The organism is Vibrio sp. Y51_MX_L26, assembly GCF_024181935.1.
In the GTDB taxonomy this organism is placed as follows: Bacteria; Pseudomonadota; Gammaproteobacteria; order Enterobacterales; family Vibrionaceae; genus Vibrio; species Vibrio diabolicus.
Genome location: NZ_JAMZAS010000002.1, coordinates 71,469 through 94,350 on the forward strand (window position 1 = coordinate 71,469; position 22,882 = coordinate 94,350).

Below are 22,882 nucleotides of genomic sequence, written 5' to 3' on the forward strand. Positions count from 1 at the left end.
GCATCGCTATGCAACAAAATGAGCCAAACTCCCCAAAAGTGTGATCATTGCTTGTTTTGGGTGAAATTATAGTTTCATTACATTCTCTCATTGTGATTGTGATCACTCTATGTTGGTGAAAGGTTCGCTACAGTGCATTTGTACCCAATAACTGATTAATGAGCTTATTGTTCATAAAATAAGCCACAATAAGGAGCGACTTATGTCTCAAGCTGTATTTCATTTAGGTGTTACTGAAGCTGATCTTAATGGTGCGACTCTAGCCATCATTCCTGGTGATCCAGCGCGCGTTCAAAAAATCGCAGAACAAATGGAAAACCCAGTATTTCTAGCAAGTCACCGTGAATACACGCTATACCGTGCCGAATTAGACGGTAAACCTGTTGTGGTTTGTTCTACAGGTATTGGTGGCCCTTCTACCTCTATCGCAGTTGAGGAACTCGCGCAGCTTGGTGTTCGTACTTTCCTACGTGTTGGTACAACTGGCGCAATTCAACCGCATGTAAACGTAGGTGACATGATCGTAACGACGGGGTCAGTTCGCCTTGACGGTGCGAGCCTGCACTTTGCGCCAATGGAATTTCCAGCAGTTGCTGACTTTGAAGTAGCAACTGCAATGAAAGCGGCAGTAGAAGAGTCTGGCGCTGCGGTTCACATGGGTGTGACAGCTTCAAGTGATACGTTCTACCCAGGTCAAGAGCGCTACGACACGTTCTCTGGTCGCGTTGTTAAGCGTTTCCAAGGTTCTATGCAAGAATGGCAAGACATGGGCGTACTTAACTTTGAGATGGAGTCTGCAACATTGCTAACAATGTGTGCGAGCTCTGGTCTAAAAGCAGGTTGTGTAGCGGGTGTAATCATCAACCGTACACAAAAAGAGATTCCAGATCATTCAACTCTGAAAGAGACGGAAGCTCGTTCAATTAAGGTGGTAGTAGAAGCAGCGCGTAAAATGCTGTAAGCCGCGATAATTGGCATTTTAAACAAACGTAAAAACCAGAGGCACGCCTCTGGTTTTTTTCTACCTACTAAACCCACACTTAAAAATTAGGTATGAAAAAAGCAGCCTGTAACGCTGCTTTTGATCATTTTGAATTCTAGCTTTTATCGCTGATACTAGATCTCGTCCGAGCCACCTGCGTCTTTAAACCAAGCCGTTAGGTGCGTTCTTAAGTCTTTAAGCTCATCAGGGCCAATCAGAGCTAGCCCCAAATCTTCTGCACGAGTAATGTCATTGTGACGAAGCGGTCGGAAGCTCACCAGCATTGCACGTGCTTGTAAACCACCTAGCAGATCTCTGAGGGACTCTAGCTTGTACAAGGTGTCATCGCCGTCATCTCGCATGCCTTTGGTTTTACACTCAATGATGTGGAGCTTGTTGTTTACCACTGTTGCAACATCCAACTCATTGCGTACTTCACTTTCACCAAGTTTGCGATAAACCTGAACATTCAAAGAGCGATCTTGAATCGTCGGCATCGTATCTTGAATTTGCTTGACCGTACTGTGTACCAGAGTCTCTAACCATTCACCGTTTGAAAAGCGGCGTGCATCTTCATCTGCAAACGTTAGAACGCCATTCTCATAAGTGGCGATTTGCGCTTCCACTAAGTCCGAAAGCAGCATGTTGAGCTCACGGTAGCCTTGTTGCTTTTCAGAAAGCTCCACATCAAGTTTTTGCTCTTTGCGGCATGTGGTTGCAAGGTAGTTAAGAGTCGCTAAGCCTGGACCAAGCTCAAGCGCATTTGAGGCCCAGCGTTCACCAAGTTCATACAGTTTTTTATCAAGAAGAGGAGGTAAATCAACGTGGTGGAACTCGCCGCGTGCGCCGAAGATGGTGAGGTAGTCAGCAATCGTAATGTGGTCTTCGACTTGAGTATCTTCTTTGCCATCTGGGTATAACCAGCAAAGCTTATCGCTACTTGGCTCAACCACAAAAATTGGCCAGCGATAGGTACGGAAAACCTCGTACACAGACAATAAGCGATGACGAAGACCGCAACTGGCGTTCAATTTCACATCTTCGCCGCGTTCATGGAGATCTTTTGCCAGTTTTTGAATAGCTTGTTTGATCAGCGAAGTATTGACGGCGGATGGGATTTCAAAAAATTCGGAAGTAATGTCTCGTTGCTCTAAAACGGCACTCAGTCGGTCAAATATATCTAACTGGCTCTTGTCTCCGATGAAGACGATATGTGTGCTTAGCGTACGATTATCTAATAGAGGAGTGACCAATCTCACTGGGTCTTGGTCGATAATACCAACATGAACAGCCATAGATTTTCCTTTTTATGAGGCCGCTCGAAAAGAGATGTGCAAGGGGATGAGCTGGCCATATTAATCATATGTAGACATGGCTGATAAAAAACAAGGGCGACTTAACAAAAAGTCGCCCTTATACAGTTGATTGCACTGATTAATGCTCAAATTTATAAATTATTTATAACTTAAAGCGGTGAACCAATTCATTCTGTTGATGAGCCAAGTGAGTCAGGGATTCACTGGTCTGTGCGATGCTCGACATAGCTTGGAAGCTTTCATCGGCGATACTATTGATATCTTCAATACTGCGTGCAATGTCTGCTGAGGTTTCACTTTGCTCTGCTGCCGCTTGCGAAATATGCGTACTCATTTGGCTGATTTCGATGATTAGCGCTTGAATCTCTTCCATTGAGCTGTTCGCTTTTGATGCTTGCTCAACAGACATCTCCATATCGCTCATACAGCTTTGTATTACTTGATTTGCTGACTGAGAGCTGGATTGCAGATTACTGATCATCGATTCAATTTCAGTGGTGGACTGAGTGGTTCTGGATGCAAGCACACGCACCTCATCGGCCACTACCGCAAAGCCGCGACCTTGCTCGCCAGCGCGAGCCGCTTCAATTGCTGCATTCAATGCCAATAGGTTAGTTTGTTCAGCAATGTTGCGAATCACATCGAGGATAGAACCAATTTGACCACTCATTTTTTGCAATTCAGAGACAGCGGAAACGGATTCGTTCAAACGCGTTTCCAGTTGATTTATGGTCGAGATATTGCTGCTCATGACATTTCTGCCTTCTTCAGAGGCAGATTCGACACGCTGCACCATTTCTAGTGAGCCTTGTGCACTTTGAGCGACTTCTTGCACTGAGTGAGACATTTCCGTCATTGCGGTCGCAACGTTTGCTGTTTGCTCGCGTTGTGAACTTAATTTGCTTTGCGCTTGCGAAGACGTGCTTTCGTTTGTTGCTGCGGTCGAAGATAGGTTCTCTGACGCTTCGTTGAGTTTCACTAAGATCTCGTGAAGACTGTCGGCGAGTGAGTTAATGTGTCCACTTACTCGGCTGAACTCGTTGTTATAGCGAATATCGATACGTTGTGTCATGTCACCTTCAGTCAGGCTTTCAAGCACTTTTAGAATACGAGTCAATGGCTCGCGAACGCTGTGCGCGATGTGGTAGCCAATCGCTGTGGCAAGTAGCACGACAACAACGCCAATGATGATGGCTTTCGTCACACCCGCAGAATAAATGTCACCAGCGTCTGCTAACGACTCATTAAGTTTATCCGTTGCGGTTGTCGTAAATTGCTCAAGAATCGCCATGGTTGAATCAACTTTATTCGCTAGGTTGGCGATGTTGTTGTATAGCGCTGCACGAGCATTTAGGTAATTATTGTGCTGGTCTAACACCCCTCCACGCATTCCCACGTCGCGTGTGAATTGTTCTACCGACTCACCAAACGCTGTTTTTAGTTCAGGCAATTGAGTAACTAAACCACGGAAAGCATAGTTCAAATGAGTCACTGCTTTGCGGTTTTTGGTCACGGCTTGCGTAACAAACTCAGGATCAGAGCTGGCGAGGGCATCAGAGGTTATAACTTCGGCATCTTTTAGCTTAATGAAGTAACTCTTCGCCATGACTTTGACAGAAATGCTGGTTTGATCTGCCACATATTCTTTAAGGCCGACCGACAACTCGGTATTCAGCTTTTGGAAGCGACGTGACGATTTTTGCACTTTTTCTTGCGCAGCGAACATCGCTTCGTAGTTGTCCATGGCTTCAAGAGCTTCAGTAAAATAGCTCTGCTCTAACGTTTTTAATTGTGAAAACGGTTCGGCAAGAGAGGGGTAGATTTGGCTTGCAGTTTCCAGTTGAGCCAAAGTGGATTCGAAACGTTGTTGAGATCTAGCAAATTCCTGACGCATTTCATCCATGCGTTGTTTATTCTCTGTCGTCAGAAAATCTTTAAACGATTTGTCGGCAGAAAGCAGTTCAACACTGGTTTGGTTAGATAACGATACCAGTGGTAGGGATGATTTAGACACGGTGCCAAACTTCCCGTGAATATCACTCATTCCTCCCATCATAATGGCAATTGTGACGGCAAATAGGATGATGATCAGAGCAAAGCCCGCATACATCCTTTTAATAACTGAACCTCGCATAAGTGAGCTTCCTCTCCCAAAATAGACAAGCTACCCAAGAGTTTTGAGCTTACTTGGGTATAAAAATAATAATTGTCTTAAAAAAGTAACAAAATTCATTGGATTGTATTGAGTTTGTGACGCGCATTTTATGACGCACACGACAAAAAAAGCTTCGTTAATTAGCGTTTGATTAATAATGTTAAGTGAACACTGTTTTTATTGAGCTCCGCTTTTGGTTGGCGCATACTAATCGGGGTCTAATTACCTTTATAAAATGGAGTCCTCATGGCGGAAGAAACGATCTTTAGTAAAATTATTCGTAAGGAAATCCCTGCCGATATTCTTTATCAAGATGAGTTGGTGACTGCGTTTCGCGATATTAACCCGCGCACACCGAGCCATATTCTCATTATTCCGAATAAATTGATCCCAACAACGAATGATGTTGAAGCTGAAGATGAAGCAATGATGGGGCGTTTGTTCACTGTTGCTAAAAAACTGGCGAAAGAGGAAGGCATTGCGGAAGACGGCTATCGCCTGATCGTTAATTGTAACCCGCACGGTGGCCAAGAGGTTTACCATATTCACATGCACCTATTAGGCGGTCGTCCTCTAGGTCCAATGGTATTGAGCTAAGCTTTAAAAAGTGGGTGGCGCAGTTCACCCACTTCTTTTTCCTGTCGAATGACACATTTGTGGAGATAAATGTGAAACTAGGTGTAAAGCTGTTAGGGCTGATGAGCTGGGCTTTAATGGCCTCTGGCTGCGCGAATTTGTCTGCGGGCAACCTGTTTAGTCACTACAGCAACCAGAATCAAGAAGTTTATCAAGCCGTTGTTGCAGGGGAATATGCGAAAGCGAAACAACTTCAATCGAGCGAAGTGGGTGGCGAGATACTTGGCAACTTTGAAAAGGGCCGTATTTCTTTTCTTGCTGAAGATTACCCGACAAGTTTGAAAGCGCTGGAAAATGGTGATCGTGCCGTTCGTGTTCAGCAAGATCGCGCGACTATTTCTGTGTCAGAAACGGCAACGAGCGTCGGCTCTCTCGCAGTGAACGACAATCTCCAAGATTATCATCCCGCCGATTATGAACTTGGCTTTCTGCACCTTTATCTCGGGCTAAACTATTTACAGAAAAATGATTTGGAAGGGGCGCTTGTTGAAGTGCGTCGAGCCAATCAAGTTCAGGAAGCGGCCAGAAAGGCGCGTGAAAAAGAACTAAAAGCAGCAGAAAAAGACCTGAAAAAGCAAGGCATGTCTGCCAATTTAGGCAGTGTGTTGGCGAGCTACCCTGATGCTGGTAAAAAACTAAGCGCAGTACAAAACGGCTATTTGTTCTATCTTTCTGGCTTGTTATATGAAGCGTCACGAGATTTAAACAGTGCTTATGTTGATTACCGACGAGCACTCGCTGTGATGCCAGACAACAAACAAGTTGTTGAAAGCACGTTGTACGCCGCTAAGAAACTAGGCATGCGTGAAGACTTACGCATGCTAGAGAAACGGTATGGTAAAGCACCTTCTGGGTTAACTCAGTCTCAAGGTCGAGTCATCGTTATTGATGAACAAGGCGTTGTGGAGGCTTTGAAAGGTTGGCGTATTGATCTACCGATTTACGACAGTCGCGATAATGGGGCCATTTATTCGTTGGCGCTTCCTTATTATCCGAATCGGGGTGCTCAACGTTTTAGCGATGTGGTTTTAAATGGTCAGGTATTGCCTTCTAGCACGCTGACTGATGTTAATGCGATGGCACAAAACGATCTTAATGAACGTCTGACTACAATGGTGATCCGTCAAGCTCTTCGCGTTTGGGCAAAAGATCGAATCCGAAAAGAGGCGGCGAAAAAAGGCGATGATGTGGGTAACATACTTTTCAATGTATGGAACACATTGACCGAGCAGCCGGATACGAGAAGTTGGCAAACATTACCAGCGCAAGTGAAAACGGCATCAAAAGTCGTGAAACCGGGAACACAAAGTTTAAACTTGGGTGATCAAACCTATCAGTTTGAAGTGCCTGCACAGCAGACTACATTGGTATGGGTATCTCGTCAGGGAACACACTCAACCGTGTGGCATAAACAGCTAGGGAGACTGTAATGAAAGCATGGCTTATTTGTTTAGCAATGGCTATTGGTTTAGTTGGATGCGCCGAAAACACGGCTGGTATTCGAATTGATGGTCAAACGCAAAAAGTATTTTTTAATGATAACGTTTTGGGTAGTCGCTTATTAGTTGACAACATCACCACCACTTACGTTGATGATCGTCCACGTGGAGTGGTGCAACTAAGCAGTAACTATAAAGGTGACCAGCACATTCTTTACCGCTTCTATTGGTATGACAATAATGGTTTAGAAGTGAATACCAAGCCTGGTCCATGGCGCAAAATGATTGTGCGAGGGTTTGAGCAAGTCACGTTATCTGAAGTTACTGTGAATCCAAATGGCACCAAATTCCGTGTTCAAATTAGAGAAGCACAAGACAATTAATCTTAACGGCTTTGCCGAAGCTGCCGCGCTAACGATGCGCTGGTATTGAAAAACTAAGGAACTCTCATGAAAAAAAGTATTATTGCTCTTTTAGGTCTTGCCGTCATTTTGGGTGGCTGTTCTAACAAAGTCTCTTACGGCGATGCGCAAGCAACAGAAACCACAACTATCGATTTTGGCTCAACAGATTTACAAAAAATCGCGGCTGAAATGGTGGATAGCATGATGATGTCGGGTTCTGTAGCAGCAATTACTCGTGATCAACGTCCTATCGTTTTTGTTGAGCGAATTAAGAACAAGACCAGTGAACACATTGACACTGAATCCATTACCGACACTATTTCTACTAAGATGCTGAACTCTGGTAAGTTCCGCTTTGTTGATATGGACCGTGTTGAGTCTGTGCGTGAACAGCTTAACTTCCAAAACACGGATGAGCTGGTTAACCAAAGCACAGCGATCCAATTTGGTAAAATGGTGGGTGCGCAATACATGCTTTACGGTAACCTATCTAGCATCGTCAAAAATGCAGGTAGCGATAAAGATGTATACTACAAGATGACCATGCGCCTAATGGACCTAGAAACAGGTTTGATTGAGTGGGCGGATGAAACGGAAATTCGTAAAGCGCAATCGAAGAGCTTATTCGGTCTTTAATCGATACTGATGGAGAAGTCATCAATGGCATGGTTTTCTTGGCAACAAGCAAAACAGTTAGATCCGAGTCTTAATGCTCTCGATGGCTTCTTTACTGAGCCTCCGGTAAAAGTTCAAACCGTTACCGGGGGGCTAACCAACCGTTGTTGGTGGTTGGAATCCTCTCAAGACCTTGTATACATCTGGCGACCGACCAGTAATGTTTGCAAGGCTTTTTCAATTTCTCGCCACAATGAATATCAAGTTCTGAATGCTATCTCTTCATTAGAAATTGGTCCTAAGCCAGTGTTTATCCACGAGCAAGGTTTACTGGTGGAATGGATCGAAGGGCAAGCACTTTCGGATGTAGGGCTACCAGTAAGAGATTTATTATCCATTGCGGCGACCATTCATCAGCACCCGATCAGCGCGCTCCCTTTGGTTCCATTTTCTTATATTTCTCGCATCGATCATTATTGGCTTGAGCTTGATGGTCAGTATGCGGATACGGAATTTGAGGCTCTATACATGAAGTGGCGCACGGAACCGAGTGTAGCGCCGGTTCCACTAGCTCTTTGTCACTTTGACCTGGGGTGTTACAACCTCGTTCGGGGAGAGAGTGGGGTGAAAGTCATTGATTGGGAGTATGCTGGTATTGCTGACCCTAGGCTTGATTTGACCTTGACTATTCAAGTCGCGGATGCGCCTGTGGAAGAGGCAGTGAAACAGTATTGCCAAATTCGAGGTATCGACGATACGTCTCTTTGGTTAAGTGGTGTACAGGAGTGGCAGCCAAGAACCCTAGTGATGGCGATGCTTTGGTATCTACTGGCCTATAAATTGTGGGGAGATGAACAATACTTAAACAGTGCGCATGAGTTGAAAGGCTCATTGTGTATGGAAGATCACTGTTTTGAGAACTCGTGATATTTTCCCCTTTAACAGTAAGGAAATAGTGGTAGTTTTAATAAAAGTACCAGATACACACAGGGAGAGGTACACATGATTATTTACTTACACGGCTTTGACAGTACAAGCCCGGGTAACCACGAAAAAGTTCTTCAACTGCAATTCATCGACGACGACGTTCGTTTTATCAATTACAGCACCCTTCACCCAAAGCACGACATGCAACACTTGTTAAAAGAGGTGTCTAAAGTTATCGATCAATCTGATGATCCAAACCCGTTAATCTGTGGGGTTGGTTTAGGTGGTTATTGGTCTGAACGAATTGGTTTTCTATGCGGTATCAAACAAGTGATGTTTAACCCGAACTTGCACCCAGAAAAAACGATGGCTGGTCGAATCGATCGCCCAGAAGAGTACGAAGATATCGCAACAAAATGTGTTGATCAGTTCCGAGCGAAAAATCAGGCGCACTGCTTGGTGATTTTATCCAAAGATGATGAAGTGCATGACAATGCGAAAACTGCAGCTGAGTTAGAAAAATACTATCAAATCATTTGGGACGAAACGCAGTCCCACAAGTTCAAAAAGATCTCTCACCATTTACAAGCGATGAAGGCATTTAAAAATACTTAAGAGTGTCTGAGTGTGAACAGTAAAGCGGCATTTTTTATCGGCTGCTTTGCTGCGCCCCCTCTTGTGAGTATGCCGAGTCACTTTCTCTTTAAAGGCCTCATTTTCTTGGTTTAGCGCTTAGAATATTGTGTTCTCCTTACCGTTTTCTTACTTCCATCCTATGTGGCACGAATACCTTGTTGTAGAGTAGTCGAAAAGTAGTCAATCCGTACTCGTCACACGGATTTTGGTTGCCTTCAAAGTACGTCTCTATATAATGAACCAGACTAAAATAATTTGATAAATATCAAAAAAAATTGAGAGCGAGTAATAAACTTGCCCAAAAATCTCTGGCGTCGTATGCGTACCAGACAAATATGCTGATTCCTAACAAGTTATTGATAGATAAAGAATAAAATTAGGCAGCAGTTTTTAATCCAAATAAATTGAGACACCTCTAAGAACCAAGAATTCATCGGTTGGATGTACGGCACAGCATGTCTGTGAGCCATATGTCGAGCTGAACCCCATATATTCATTTTTGTAGAGGAAAATCATTGTGACACGCATTATCGTTGTAGGCGGCGGTGCTGGTGGTCTTGAGTTGGCAACTAAGCTTGGCCGAACTCTAGGTCGCAAGAACCGTGCGCAAATTACGCTAGTAGATCGTAAAGCGAGCCACTTATGGAAGCCATTATTGCATGAAGTTGCAACTGGCTCTTTGGACGAAGGGGTGGATGCTCTGAGTTATCGAGCTCATGCAAAAAACCACAGCTTCGATTTCCAAATGGGTAGCCTTCAAGACATCGACCGCGAACGTAAAGTGATCATCTTAAGTGAGCTTAAAGATGAGCATGGTGAGCTTCTGATGCCAAGCCGCGAGCTAGAATACGACATTCTGGTCATGGCGATTGGTTCAACATCAAACGACTTCAACACTCCTGGCGTTCGTGAGAACTGTATTTTCCTAGACAGTCCAGAACAAGCGCACCGTTTCCGCACAGAAATGAACAATGAGTTCCTAAAACTGCACGCGAAAAACGGTAACGGTACGGTGGATATCGCGATTGTTGGTGCTGGTGCAACTGGCGTTGAGCTATCTGCAGAACTACACAATGCCGTTAAAGAGCTGCGTACTTACGGCTTTGGCGATCTTGACTCTAGCAAGCTGAACGTCAACCTGATTGAAGCGGGTGAGCGTATTCTACCTGCGCTTCCTCCACGTATTTCGGCTGCTGCTCATCAGGAGCTGGTGAAGTTGGGCGTAAACGTACGCACGGCAACCATGGTGACTAAAGCTGAAAAAGATGGCCTCACCACGAAAGATGGTGAGAAGATCCCGGCACAAATCATGGTTTGGGCTGCGGGTATTAAAGCACCAGATTTTATTAAAGATATCGCCGGTTTAGAAACGAACCGTATCAACCAGCTGGTAGTGAAAAATACACTACAAACGACGCGTGATGATGACATTTTCGTTATTGGTGACTTAGCACAGTGTACTCAGGCTGATGGTTCGTTTGTTCCACCACGTGCTCAAGCTGCGCACCAAATGGCAAGTCAAGCATTCAGCAACATCGTTGCGAAAATCAATGGACGAGAGCTGAAAGACTATGTGTATAAAGATCACGGCTCATTGGTGTCTCTAAGCCGTTTCTCTACCGTTGGTAGCTTGATGGGCAACCTAACCAAAGGGTCGATGATGGTAGAAGGCCGTATTGCACGTGTCGTTTATATCTCGTTATATCGAATGCACCTGATGGCGTTGCACGGCGTATTTAAAACCGGACTGATGATGCTCGTGGGCCGTATCAACCGAGTACTGCGTCCAAACCTTAAGCTTCACTAAGACGCCAAATTCACATCTACGCGGATTGCGCGGATGCTGTATCTTCGAAATATAAAAAGCCACCGCAAGTCGGTGGCTTTTTATTTATGTTAGATCTGCCGGTAAAAGTGAGTACACAACGCCATCCTTAGGCTTACCATGAAAAATAAACCGATTTCTGGCGATGGTTTCTTTTTGTGCACCGACTGACTCAATTAAGGTTTGGCTTGCTTCGTTGTCGGGGTCACAGACAATTTCCAGTCGAGTTAAACTCAGTTTTGCAAAGCAGAATTCAGCCAAGGCTCTAACGGCTTCTTGAGCATAGCCCTGTCGTTGATAGCGGTCAGCAACCCAGTAGCCAATACTTGCCATATTAAACGTGTGATATAACTCGTTTACGGCGGCCATTCCTACTAGAGTGTTACTTTGTCGTTCATAGATACCGAAACCGAAAGCTTCTGTTTTTACCCAGTTAAGTCGGGTTGCCAACAGGAAGTCCTGTGCATCTTTCAACGTAACGTTTTGATTACACCAATCTAGCCACTGGTGTAGGGAAGGGGATTCTGCAAGCAAACGTTGTAGTGAGTGAGCTTCTTCAGAAGGGATGAGCTTGAGCGCTAAGCGGGGCGCAATGATTTCAAAATCTGGACTCATGAACTGATACGACTTCCATGTTGAGTTTAAGTAATTTGAAAACTGTCTACTTCATACTGTAACGCAGTTATTTTCCTTGCTCTGCGTTGGTTAGGAATAACTGAGGACATAACAGATAAAAACAAAGCGCAGCAAATGCTGCGCTTTGTTGAATCACTCGTGCTTATCGAACGCGACGAACTTGAATGATCATGCCCATCAATGGGTTGTCTAGGTAATGAGTCTCACTACTACGCATACGGCGTTTTTGATCCATTCGATAGCTCTTGAGGAACTTTTCTTCTGTTATTGTAGGAGAGATTTCCGCCAAGTTACCCACTTGAACATTACCATCGACCTCACCTAAATCATCCGCCAATTGCTCGGTTGAAGTTGGTTCAAAACGCACTTCTCTAACACTTGGCTCGCGCAGGTCTAGTGTCGTTTCAGCGAATAGATAATGCTGCACGTAAATTTGGAATCGGCCATCTAGTTCATACAAAGGACCGTTGACTGTCTCCTCACTGTAACCGTCAGTGGAAAATGTCTGAGTACTGCCATTGATTGGACTACCATCTGCGTGATAAGAATCAGAGAAATCTCGTCCACCAACAATACGGAAAATTGGGGCGCTAGATTTGCCTCGGTCACCTTGACGCCATGCTACGTGTTTAAGCACTTTAAACCCAGCGTGGTTGTTTAATGCTGCTTCTTGCGCATTCAGGCGGAAAGATGAGCGTGGCAGTAGTGTTACACCTTTAGAGCGACGGTATGATTCACTCTCTAAGCTGCCGACATTTTCCATATCGATTTTTGGCAGTTGATTCGGCCAAGATTCAGTGGTGCTTTCAGCGTCGACTGCTCGCTTGAAAATGATCACTTCAATATCAAATTGACGCTGTGCCCAAGAAGGCATTGAGACACATAGAAGCAATAACGGGATCAGTATTCTCATTCGACTATTAGCTCGTTGGTAATAAATTCTGTTTAAAATCATTCAATAAGTCTTGAACAAACTGAATGCGTTTACGTCGGTCCGCCAATGGTACGCTAAACTTGAACTTAGTTGGACCTTCCATTGCAAATTTTTGCGGCTGTGATTGCAGCAGTTTAACCAAATACGCTGGATTTATGTCAGCATCAGGGTAAAACTCGATAAATCCGCCTTTATCATGGGCTTCTATCTTTTTCGCTTTTAGGCTACCAGCCGAAATTTTCAATTCTGAGACAGCAAGTAAGTTCTTCGTCGCGTCTGGAAGCAGTCCAAATCGATCGATAAGTTCCACTTTGAGCTCTGAGAGTTCTTCACCACTCGTAACGCTCGCAATACGTTTGTACATCGACAGTCGTGTATTCACATCCGGGATGTAATCGTCTGGCAAGAGCGCTGGGATTCGCATTTCAACTTCAGTTTGTTCACGAAGCAGCTCGTCCAAAGAAGGTTCTTTACCTTCTTTCAATGCTTGGACTGCTTGTTCCAGCATTTCCATGTACAGTGTAAAACCAACCGATTGAATTTGCCCACTTTGCTCGTCACCAAGCAGTTCACCAGCCCCACGGATTTCCAAGTCGTGAGTTGCTAGAGTAAAGCCTGCGCCTAAGTCTTCCAGTGAAGCAATCGCATCAAGACGCTTGATAGCATCTTTGGTCATGGCTTTTGGATGTGGCGTTAATAAGTAAGCATAGGCTTGATGATGAGAGCGTCCAACACGGCCACGCAATTGGTGCAGTTGCGCTAAACCAAGGTTGTCTGCACGATCCATAATAATGGTATTCGCCGTTGGTACGTCGATACCGGTCTCGATAATAGTTGTACACACCAACACATTAAAGCGCTGGTGGTAGAAATCATTCATGATGCGCTCCAGTTCGCGCTCACGCATTTGACCATGTGCCACGGTAATTCGTGCTTCAGGAATCAGTTTTTGCAAGTCTTCCGCGGTTTTCTCGATAGTCTCTACCTGATTGTGCAGGAAGTAAACCTGACCACCACGCATGATTTCACGCAGTACCGCCTCACGGACTACAGATTCTTCTCTTTGACGAACAAAGGTTTTGATGGCTAAACGACGCGCTGGAGGTGTCGCGATGATAGACAGATCGCGCATGCCACTCATTGCCATATTCAGTGTACGTGGAATTGGTGTTGCGGTGAGGGTAAGAATATCCACATCCGCACGCATTGCTTTGACTTTTTCTTTTTGACGAACTCCGAAGCGGTGTTCCTCATCAACGATCAACAAACCTAAATCTTTGAATTTAATGTCGCTCGAAAGCAGCTTATGCGTACCAACGACAATATCGACTTTACCATCTGCAACGTCTTGCAAAATGACTTTTTGTTCTTTGGCCGATTTAAAACGAGACAGTACTTCAACTCGGATTGGTAAGTTGGCAAAACGGTCACGGAAGTTTTCGAAATGCTGCTGAGCAAGCAGGGTTGTCGGTACGAGTACGGCGACCTGTTTACTGTTATCCGTTGCGACAAATGCTGCGCGCATAGCGACTTCCGTTTTACCAAAGCCCACGTCACCACACACTAGACGATCCATCGCTTTTGCTTGGCACATGTCAGACAAGACGGCATTGATGGCCATCGCTTGGTCATCCGTCTCTTCAAATGGGAACGTTGCTTTAAACGTTGCGTATTGCCCACGATCTAGCTCAAATTTGAAGCCCGGTTTTAATTCTCGTTTAGCGTAAACATCCAGCAACTCAGCCGCGACATCACGCACTTTTTCTGCCGCTTTACGACGTGCTTTTGCCCAAGCCTCGCCACCCAATTTATGCAGTGGTGCACTTTCTTCAGCACCGCCTGAATAGCGGCTAATAAGGTTTAGTGATGAAACTGGTACGTAGAGCTTGGCATCGTTTTGATACTCAAGGGTGACGTATTCCGTTTTCATGCCACCAGCTTCAAGTGTTTGCAAACCGATGTAGCGGCCAATGCCGTGATCAATATGAACCACGGGTTGACCGGGTTTCAATTCCGCAAGGTGGCGAATAACGGTGTCACTGTTGACTGCTTTTTTATCTTTGCGGCGTCGCTGTATAACGCGGTCACCGAGAAGATCACTTTCACAGATCAGAGCGAAGTTCAGCTCTTCGTGAATGAAACCATGCTCTGCAGCGCCTAAGATCAAACTGAAGCGATCACCCGAATCTAGTGCTTGGTAAAGTGAGCCATGTACGACTGGGCGAACTTTGATGCCTTGCAACAGTTCCGTTAGTGCTTCACGACGACCCTCTGACTCTACCGAGAAAACAATTTTTCCGCTGAATTGCTCACTGAATTGACGAAGACGCGAAAGCGGTTCTTTATTTTGTTGTTGAACGCCAAGCTCGGCTAACGATTGTACTGGTAGGTTTTGACGACCAGCACGCTTAACCACTTTCTCTAGGCTCAATTGAGCCATAGGGAGCTGTTTTAGTTGGCTGAAGAGTTCGTCTTTTTTCAGCCAAAGTTGTTCAGGAGTCAAAAGAGGACGTAGTGGATCAACTTTTTTCTGGTCGTACCGATATTCGACATCGGTTAAGAAAGTATCGACCGCAGATTCAATATCACCATATGTGATGACTTGAGAGTCTTCTGGCAAATATTCAAATAAAGTCTCGGTATGGTCAAAAAACAGCGGTTGCCAATACTCAATACCAGCGGGCCAAGTGCCTTTGGTCACTTGCATGTAGATCGATTCTGGCTCTCGGCGTGCTTCAAATTGGGTGCGCCAACGTGTACGAAAATCCTCAATCGCTTCTTTAGTGGTTGGGAATTCATGTGCAGGCAGCAATTGGATTTGCTTAATATCGTCGATAGAGCGTTGGTTCTCTGGAGCAAACGTGCGAATGGTATCTATCTCATCATCAAAGAAGTCGATGCGATACGGGTCATCGCTGCCCATAGGAAAGAGATCCAGAATCGACCCACGGCTCGCGTATTCACCTGGCCCAAATACTTGGTCTACGTGGCGGTAGCCCGAATTTTCAAGTTGTACACGTAGTTTCTCAAGCGAGAGTCGATCACCAGTTTTCACCATTAAAGTGTGTTGCAACAGAAAATCACGTGGCGACTGTCGCTGCAGCACCGTACTGACCGGCACGATGGTAATACCATTGCGTTGGCTTGGCAGTTGGTATAGGCGCGCGATACGTTCAGAGATAATTTCTTGATGCGGAGAAAAGTTATCGTAAGGCAGCGTTTCCCAATCAGGGAACAGGCTTACTGTTTGGTCGGTGAATTGTTCAATCTCCGCTTGAAGCTTTAAAGCGATTTGCGGGTCAGGCACGATGAGTAGCGAGTGACTCGAATGCTGCTTGGCTAGCTCAGCAATAGCTAGAGGTAGAGCCGCGCCCGGTAAATTACCTAGCTGTTTTTTGTCGCCACGCTCAGAAGGATTGGTGACGGAAAGAATCGTTGCTTTTGTCATAGGAGTTATTTTTTATCTCGCTCCATCGAGCGCTGACGTAAAAGTTTTTGTTGTTGATATAGTGCCGCTTTTATCAGCAAATCTTGGTCAGATTCACGTAGCATCTTATATCTAAGAGTGATAATGAAATCTTGCTCTGAAGCCTCACATTCTTTTACTTGAGCGTAACCGTAAATCGCTGCAGCAGGATGATCGAGAAACAGTTTAACACGAACGAGTTGTTGGGCAGATAGCGCTGTATCTGAACGGTAACTGAGTTGGCTGGCGCCAAACTTTGTGGTTTGGTATCGAATGGAGGCGTCATCTTGTTGTGAAAGCATAAAGCTCAACAAGAGGTTAAGTTTCGCGTTTTGCGTATCAAGCAAGTTGATCACATGCTTTAACTCTTTGTTTTTCAGCTCTAGACGCGCGTTGTCTGCCAACATATCTAGATGGCTAAATTCGCTGGCAACAATAAACGGTGCTGGAATTTCGGAGACAAAGGTTTCTTCATCTGGCAAAGCAAAATCCGCACTCAACGTTTCGACGTTGATAGTGAGATTATGATGGACGGTAAAGTATTCTTGCTCTGTCATATAGTCGGTCCTTTTGCCAGCGAGCGCTCCCTGTTTACTCAACAAACAAAGAGAAGTAGGGCACTGATTATCGCTAACTGAATGAAGTTATCAAGTTTACCTGATTTGTCCTTGAACTTTTTGCCCTAAATACAGACTTATTGCATGTCGTTGACAAATTTAGCGATTCTCTTGTCTTCTTAATGAGAATAGTAAGGTAAGATAATCTGCTAAAGCTTTATATCAAAACAACCAGTTGGTTTGTCTTATATGTATCATCCTATCTCATTATTTATTGGTTTGAGATATCTTCGGGGACGCTCTGGGGATAGGTTCAGCCGATTTGTTTCTTATATGTCGACGGCGGGTATTACTATCGGTGTAATGGCGTTGGTGACGGTTCTTTCTGTGATGAATGGGTTCGAATCGCAGTTAAAAGAGCGCATTTTAGGTGTGCTGCCTCATGCCGTTGTTTCGCAACACGATGGAAAAACGCCGTTGACCAAGTCTGCCCCTCCATTTGTTCAAGCGATGTCGAGTGAATCTGAACCGGAGCCTATCGTTCGTGGAGAGGCTGTAATTCAGAGTTCTGCGCAACTGACGGCAGGTTACCTCATTGGCATTGAACCAAAGAAAGGCGACCCGATTAGCAACCATTTGATTGCTGGGCGATTATCGTCACTTCAAGCGGGCGATTACAATGTCTTTTTAGGTCATAGTTTGGCGCGCTCTCTAAAGGTATCAATGGGGGATAAAGTGCGCTTAATGGTGACCAACGCGACGCAGTTTACCCCACTTGGCCGTATTCCTAGCCAGCGCAATTTTACTGTCGCTGGTATTTTCAACACGGGATCGGACGTTGATGGTCAATTAATGATTGTTAACATGACGGATGCATCTAAGCTGATGCGCTTTCCGAAAGACACGGTTTCTGGTTGGCGTGTCTTTTTCTCTGATCCATTTATGGTGACGGATTTTGCTGATCAACCCATGCCTGACGGGTGGCAATGGAGTGATTGGCGCGAACAGCGTGGTGAGCTTTTCCAAGCGGTGAAAATGGAAAAGAACATGATGGGACTTATGCTAGGTCTAATTGTGGGCGTTGCTGCATTCAATATTATCTCCGCCTTAATCATGGTGGTGATGGAGAAACAATCAGAAGTCGCAATATTGAAAACTCAAGGCATGACTCAATCTCAAGTGATGACCATTTTCATGGTACAAGGGGCAAGCAGTGGTGTAATTGGCGCGATTGTCGGTGGCGCTGCGGGCGTGATCTTGTCACTTAACCTGAATGCGATTCTTGAATCTGCCGGTGTGGCGCTATTCAGTTTCGGTGGTCATCTACCTATTTTGATTGATTCACTGCAAATTCTTTTAGTGGTGGTGTTGGCGATTGCTCTTAGCCTTGCTGCTACGCTTTATCCTTCTTATCGAGCATCTTCTGTTAAACCTGCTGAGGCACTTCGCTATGAATAAGCTATTAGAATGTCGTGATATTCGTAAAGTCTACCGAGAGGGTTCGTTAGATACGGAAGTGTTGAAAGGCGTAAGTTTCGATATCGATAAAGGGGAGCTGGTTTCTATTGTTGGCTCTTCTGGTTCTGGGAAAAGTACCTTATTGCATATTTTAGGGGCGTTAGATGACGCAACTCATGGTGAAGTTGATTTTCTAGGGCAAAACCTATCGGCTTTAAGTTCGAATAAACAGGCGGCTTTACGCAACAAGCACCTTGGTTTTGTATACCAGTTCCATCACTTGTTAGCTGACTTTACTGCGCTTGAAAACGTGGCGATGCCACTGATGATTGGCGGCGCTAAAGTAGCGGATGCAAAACAGGCGGCTAAAGCGCTGTTAGATAAAGTGGGTTTGAGTCATCGGATGCAACATAGACCTTCCGAGTTATCGGGCGGTGAGCGTCAGCGTGTTGCGATTGCGCGTGCATTGGTGAATAAACCTGATCTGGTCTTGGCCGATGAACCTACGGGGAACTTAGATCACAATACGGCACTGTCTATCTATGATTTGATGCGCGAGCTCAATAAAGAGTCAAACATTGCATTTTTGGTTGTCACGCATGACAAAGATCTGGCGGCGAAAATGGATCGTCAAATGCACATGCAAGATGGTTTGCTCGTAGATCGTTTTGTGACTGATACAGCATCTGCGGAGGGCTAATTTTGTTTTCATCTTTAGCATTGATGATTGGTGGTCGCTTCAGTCGAGCGAAAAAGCGCAACAAGATGGTGTCTTTCATTTCGCTTTCTTCAACGATTGGCATTGCGGTTGGTGTAGCCGTGATCATTATCGGTCTTTCTGCAATGAATGGCTTTGAGCGCGAGCTGCAATCGCGTGTGTTGTCAGTTATTCCACACGGCGAGTTGGAAGGTGTTAATGGACCGCTTCATAACTACACCAAAACGATGAATCAAGCCCTAAACCATGAACATGTTGTTGCGGCAGCACCGTACGTTCGTTTTACGGGCTTAGCAGAAAAAGGCAATAAGCTAAAAGCGATAGAAGTTCGTGGCGTAGAGCCTACTTTCGAGCAAGCGGTGTCGAGCTTATCGAATTTTATTGACCAAGAAGCTTGGCAAAACTTTTATGCTGGTCAGCAGCAAGTGATCTTAGGCCGAGGTGTAGCAAACGAGCTAAATGTCGCCGTGGGGGATTACATTACGTTGATGATTCCGCAAACCGGCGGCGCAAACAAAGTGCAGGCTCCTAAGCGTGTGCGGGTGAAGGTGTCTGGGTTCTTAACGTTGAATGGCCAAATAGACCATTCTTTAGCGTTAGTGCCATTAGCGGATGCTCAGCAATACGCAAGGTTAGGGGAAGGGGTTACTGGCATTTCACTAAAAACTGACGATGTTCTCAATGCGCCTTCTATTGTTCGTGAGGTAGGTAGCATGGTGGATGTTTACGTGTATTTGAAAAGCTGGCAGCAAAAGTTTGGTTTTTTGTATCGCGATATTCAGCTCGTACGCACCATTATGTACTTGGTGATGGTACTGGTGATTGGTGTGGCGTGTTTTAACATTGTGTCTACGCTGATGATGGCAGTGAAAGATCGAGCCGCAGAAATTGCAATTTTGCGAACAATGGGAGCAAAAGATAGCCTAATCAAACGTATCTTTGTTTGGCAAGGCGTGTTCTCTGGTGTATTTGGCAGCCTCGTCGGCAGTGTTATTGGTGTCTTAGTGGCGTTAAACCTGACTCCGTTAATTAAAGGGTTAGAGAGCTTAATCGGTCATCAGTTTTTATCGGGTGATATTTACTTCGTCGACTTCTTACCATCACAGTTACACTGGCCAGACGTAGCATTGGTGTCGGTGACGGCGATCGTTTTGAGTTTGCTTGCAACGTGGTATCCCGCTTCTCGCGCCGCGAAGTTAAATCCGGCAGCGGTGCTGAGTTCTAAATAACCAACCGTTTTACAATACGAGAAAAGCAAAAAGGACCGAATTCGGTCCTTTTTTGTATTTATCCAACTTGAGCGACATCGTGTTTCATTCTAACTGTTAGGTGCCCCTCAACTGATAGCGCAAATGCTGATTTTTATGCAGTAACGTCTTATCTTATTTTGCGTTTTTGCCAGCTCCGAACCACTGAGTAGCGCCAAAGTCCTCTAATGCCGAAGTAGCCAATAATCGCGGATACGACACCACAGATAGCACAGCCTAATAAGAATGGAGGGCCAATAGTGCTCATCTGTTGCATGATGAATTCCCACGAAAGTTCAAAGTGGAAAGGTTGCGGAGGAACATGCATCACTAAAGCGCCAAGCTTATACGCAAAATAAAATAACACAGGCATGGTGATGGGGTTGCTTATCCATACCAAAGCGACGGAGAGAGGTAAATTGACGCCAAGCATGATTGCCAAACCTGCAGCCATGATCATTTGGCTTGGTAGCGGAACAAATGCCATAAATAACCCGACAGCAAAAGCCCCAGACGCCGAGCGACGATTTAAACACCACAAGTTCGGGTTGTACAACACATTGCCGAAGACCTTCAATGCTTTTTGGCGTTTGATCAATTCATGATCTGGCATGAAGCGTTTTATCAGCTTTCTAGGCATAGGACAGCATGACTCTCTCAGAAAAAAGTTGGACCTTGGCGTTATTTGTAGCGAGCGTAATTTCGTCAGCTTGGTGGCCGACAATACCAGATTGGCGTTGGCTGCTGCTGGGAATAATAACCACTGGCTCAATAATCAAATTACGTCGTGGCTTAATTAGCATAGGCGCAATTGCGGGCTTTATGGTTGTCATCGTCCACGGCAATGTATTGGAGTCTCAGAGACAAGCCCTTTTTCAAGCAGGGGAGAATATTACCATAATTGGTAAAGTTGACAGCCCTTTTACGCAAATAAGTCACGGATATGAAGGCATTGTGGCTCTAAAAAAGGTAAATTCTCAAACTCTGTTACCTTTTCTTAAACCTAAAATCCGTCTTATTACGCCTTTTCCACTCGATGTTAACAGTGAGTTTACGACATCCGTCTCGTTAAAGCCGATTACAGGCCTACGCAACGAAGCTGGTTTTGATGCCGAAAAGCACGCAATGGGTAAAAGCATTATCGCACGCGGTGTTGTTAACAAGGATGTTACCTGGATTATTCGCTCTACTACATCTTTGCGCCAAGCCATTATCGCTGATGTTTCGGAGGATGTGTCCTCCCTTCATCATTTCTCGTTAATAAATGCGTTAGTTTTTGCCGATCGCTCTTGGTTATCTAAGGAGGATTGGCAAGCACTCAGAGACAGTGGTTTACTGCACTTGGTCTCGATTTCGGGCTTACATATTGGTATGGCGTTTACTTTTGGGCTAATGGTGGGCGGTGCCATTCGTTATGCGTTACCTCAATACCAGCTATTGCCTAGCTTATGTGGGCTGATGTTTGCCGTTGCCTATGCTTGGTTAGCGGACTTCTCATTACCTACTACCCGCGCGGTGTCGGTATGTGTTATTTACGTCGTTCTCAAATATACCTTAGTGCACTGGGCTTCCTGGCGGGTACTTTTGCTCGCGGTAGCGCTACAACTGCTTGTTCAACCTTTTGCATCGTATAGCATGAGTTTTTGGTTATCGTATTTGTCAGTTTGCGCAGTGTTGTTCGCAATCAATTTGATTCGGCATCAAAACGGGGGCTGGAAGGCGAAGTTAAAAGTGCTATTGATTACTCAATTGATGTTGAGTGTGTTAATCGTGCCTATTAGTGGCTATTACTTTTCTGGTTTCAGTTTGTCATCAATTGCATACAACTTGGCGTTTATTCCTTGGTTCGGGTTTATCGTTGTGCCTTTGATGTTTCTGGCCCTGTTCTCATCTTTATTTCTTGAAATGATAGCAAAGTCTCTGTGGCAGTTGGTGGACTGGTCATTGCAGCCATTGAGCACGTCAATTCAGTACGCGATAGGCTCCTGGCAACCCATTAGTATAGAAATGACAGGGTTGATTCTGGCGGGAATTGTTTGCTTGGTGTTTCAACGATTCATGTTTCAGTACGCGTGGTGTTTGTTACTTGGCATTGTAATTAGTATTAAGCTCACATCGGAATATGATCAGCAACATTGGCGCATTGATGTACTAGATGTGGGCCATGGCCTTGCGGTGATTGTAGAAAAAGACGATAAAGTGTTGCTCTATGATACAGGTAAAGCATGGCAAAATGGCAGTATTGCGGAGCAGGTCGTCACTCCGGTCTTGCATCAACGAGGTTATGAAAGCATCGATACGATGATCCTCAGCCATTCCGACAATGACCATGCAGGAGGACGCTTGTTCATTGAAGATGCCTTTTCGCCACAGCGCAAACTCAGTAGCCAAAATTTTATCGGATATGAGTCTTGTACTCGCGGCGATCATTGGAAATGGCAAGGGTTAAATATAGAAGTACTTTGGCCTCCTGCTCTTGTTCAACGCGCATATAATCCGCACTCTTGTGTGCTACGTCTTACCGACCCTATTTCTACGTTCAGTATGCTTTTTACTGGTGATATTGAGACCATTAGTGAGTGGATCTTGCTCAGGGAGCCTGAAAAGTTAAAAAGTGATGTGATGTTGGTCCCTCATCATGGTAGTAAAAGTTCGTCGAATCCTCGCTTTATTGAAGCGGTAAATCCGAGTGTGGCCGTTGCTTCTTTGGCAAAAAATAATCAATGGGGAATGCCGGCAGAACATGTTGTTGCAGCATATCGCAAGCTTGACATTACTTGGCTTGATACTGGGGAATATGGTCAGGTAAGCTTCTCTATTCACCGTGATAATTGGCGCTCAGAAACCAAACGTAGCGATACATTTGAGCCTTGGTATAGGCAGATGCTGCGTAAGGGAGTAGAATGAGAGTCTTAATGTAAGAAAATAAAG

19 protein-coding genes are annotated in these 22,882 nt (G+C 45.0%); 12 read left to right on the forward strand and 7 right to left on the reverse strand.

All coding sequences use genetic code 11. The features are described from left to right. Positions 1-202 precede the first annotated feature (202 nt). The gene (gene udp / locus NL645_RS06510) at positions 203-961 is read left to right on the forward strand and encodes a uridine phosphorylase (RefSeq protein WP_012842006.1); all 759 of its coding nucleotides are present in this window, start codon (positions 203-205) and stop codon (positions 959-961) included. A 155-nt stretch (positions 962-1,116) separates the two neighbouring features. Here the strand turns inward: udp and NL645_RS06515 are convergent, their stop codons facing one another. Both NL645_RS06515 and NL645_RS06520 read right to left on the reverse strand, forming a co-directional pair. Continuing rightward, on the reverse strand, positions 1,117-2,277 hold the full coding sequence (locus NL645_RS06515; RefSeq protein ID WP_005390608.1) for a DUF1887 family protein: 1,161 nt from the start codon (positions 2,275-2,277) through the stop codon (positions 1,117-1,119). A 163-nt stretch (positions 2,278-2,440) separates the two neighbouring features. Beyond that, the gene (locus NL645_RS06520; RefSeq protein ID WP_005390610.1) at positions 2,441-4,432 is read right to left on the reverse strand and encodes a methyl-accepting chemotaxis protein; all 1,992 of its coding nucleotides are present in this window, start codon (positions 4,430-4,432) and stop codon (positions 2,441-2,443) included. A gap of 267 nt (positions 4,433-4,699) precedes the next feature. Here NL645_RS06520 and hinT point away from each other — a divergent pair, with 267 nt between their 5' ends. The 7 genes from hinT to NL645_RS06555 all read left to right on the forward strand — a co-directional run bounded on the left by hinT (position 4,700) and on the right by NL645_RS06555 (position 10,917). After that, positions 4,700-5,050: a purine nucleoside phosphoramidase gene (gene hinT / locus NL645_RS06525; RefSeq protein ID WP_005390611.1), complete on the forward strand. Its 351-nt coding sequence runs from the start codon at positions 4,700-4,702 to the stop codon at positions 5,048-5,050. A gap of 71 nt (positions 5,051-5,121) precedes the next feature. Continuing rightward, positions 5,122-6,519 carry a COG3014 family protein gene (locus tag NL645_RS06530; protein ID WP_048626171.1) on the forward strand — a complete coding sequence of 466 codons (1,398 nt, stop codon included), beginning with the start codon at positions 5,122-5,124 and terminating at the stop codon, positions 6,517-6,519. After that, positions 6,519-6,911, forward strand: a complete 393-nt coding sequence (locus NL645_RS06535; RefSeq protein WP_005390620.1) for a YcfL family protein — start codon at positions 6,519-6,521, stop codon at positions 6,909-6,911. The genes NL645_RS06530 and NL645_RS06535 overlap by 1 nt, the downstream gene beginning before the upstream one ends. 66 nt (positions 6,912-6,977) lie before the next feature. Further along, positions 6,978-7,568, forward strand: a complete 591-nt coding sequence (gene lpoB, locus NL645_RS06540; RefSeq protein ID WP_005378467.1) for a penicillin-binding protein activator LpoB — start codon at positions 6,978-6,980, stop codon at positions 7,566-7,568. Positions 7,569-7,592: 24 nt separating this feature from the next. Further along, complete coding sequence (gene thiK, locus NL645_RS06545) at positions 7,593-8,474, forward strand: thiamine kinase (RefSeq protein ID WP_253651448.1); 882 nt, start codon at positions 7,593-7,595, stop codon at positions 8,472-8,474. Between the two features lie 75 nt (positions 8,475-8,549). After that, a complete protein-coding gene (ycfP, locus tag NL645_RS06550) occupies positions 8,550-9,089 on the forward strand; it encodes an alpha/beta hydrolase YcfP (RefSeq protein WP_012842003.1) in 540 nt (179 codons plus the stop codon). A 538-nt stretch (positions 9,090-9,627) separates the two neighbouring features. Further along, positions 9,628-10,917, forward strand: coding sequence for an NAD(P)/FAD-dependent oxidoreductase (locus NL645_RS06555; protein ID WP_006742157.1), 1,290 nt, complete (start codon positions 9,628-9,630; stop codon positions 10,915-10,917). Positions 10,918-11,001: 84 nt separating this feature from the next. On the opposite strand, the gene NL645_RS06560 is transcribed toward NL645_RS06555, so the two are convergent. The 4 genes from NL645_RS06560 to NL645_RS06575 form a co-directional block, all read right to left on the reverse strand. Then, positions 11,002-11,550 carry a GNAT family N-acetyltransferase gene (locus NL645_RS06560; protein ID WP_047008529.1) on the reverse strand — a complete coding sequence of 183 codons (549 nt, stop codon included), beginning with the start codon at positions 11,548-11,550 and terminating at the stop codon, positions 11,002-11,004. A gap of 163 nt (positions 11,551-11,713) precedes the next feature. Further along, entirely contained in the window at positions 11,714-12,484 is a 771-nt protein-coding gene (locus NL645_RS06565) for a peptidoglycan binding protein CsiV (protein ID WP_074191059.1), read from the reverse strand. 7 nt (positions 12,485-12,491) lie between these two features. After that, entirely contained in the window at positions 12,492-15,953 is a 3,462-nt protein-coding gene (mfd, locus tag NL645_RS06570) for a transcription-repair coupling factor (protein ID WP_253651449.1), read from the reverse strand. 5 nt (positions 15,954-15,958) lie between these two features. Then, positions 15,959-16,528 (reverse strand): PilZ domain-containing protein, encoded by a 570-nt coding sequence (locus NL645_RS06575; protein ID WP_253651450.1) that lies wholly within the window; start codon positions 16,526-16,528, stop codon positions 15,959-15,961. A gap of 249 nt (positions 16,529-16,777) precedes the next feature. Here NL645_RS06575 and lolC point away from each other — a divergent pair, with 249 nt between their 5' ends. From lolC to lolE, 3 genes are read left to right on the forward strand one after another with little or no spacing between them, the layout of a single operon-like run. Further along, positions 16,778-17,986 carry a lipoprotein-releasing ABC transporter permease subunit LolC gene (lolC, locus tag NL645_RS06580; RefSeq protein WP_048626174.1) on the forward strand — a complete coding sequence of 403 codons (1,209 nt, stop codon included), beginning with the start codon at positions 16,778-16,780 and terminating at the stop codon, positions 17,984-17,986. Beyond that, positions 17,979-18,686 (forward strand): lipoprotein-releasing ABC transporter ATP-binding protein LolD, encoded by a 708-nt coding sequence (gene lolD, locus NL645_RS06585; protein WP_145474289.1) that lies wholly within the window; start codon positions 17,979-17,981, stop codon positions 18,684-18,686. The genes lolC and lolD overlap by 8 nt, the downstream gene beginning before the upstream one ends. Before the next feature lie 2 nt (positions 18,687-18,688). After that, entirely contained in the window at positions 18,689-19,933 is a 1,245-nt protein-coding gene (gene lolE / locus NL645_RS06590; protein ID WP_203342236.1) for a lipoprotein-releasing ABC transporter permease subunit LolE, read from the forward strand. Between the two features lie 148 nt (positions 19,934-20,081). Here lolE and NL645_RS06595 read toward each other — a convergent pair whose 3' ends face one another. Continuing rightward, positions 20,082-20,591: a DUF2062 domain-containing protein gene (locus NL645_RS06595; protein WP_005390643.1), complete on the reverse strand. Its 510-nt coding sequence runs from the start codon at positions 20,589-20,591 to the stop codon at positions 20,082-20,084. A gap of 8 nt (positions 20,592-20,599) precedes the next feature. On the opposite strand from NL645_RS06595, the gene NL645_RS06600 reads away from it, so the two are divergent. After that, positions 20,600-22,858 (forward strand): DNA internalization-related competence protein ComEC/Rec2, encoded by a 2,259-nt coding sequence (locus tag NL645_RS06600; RefSeq protein WP_253651451.1) that lies wholly within the window; start codon positions 20,600-20,602, stop codon positions 22,856-22,858. Positions 22,859-22,882 lie beyond the last annotated feature (24 nt).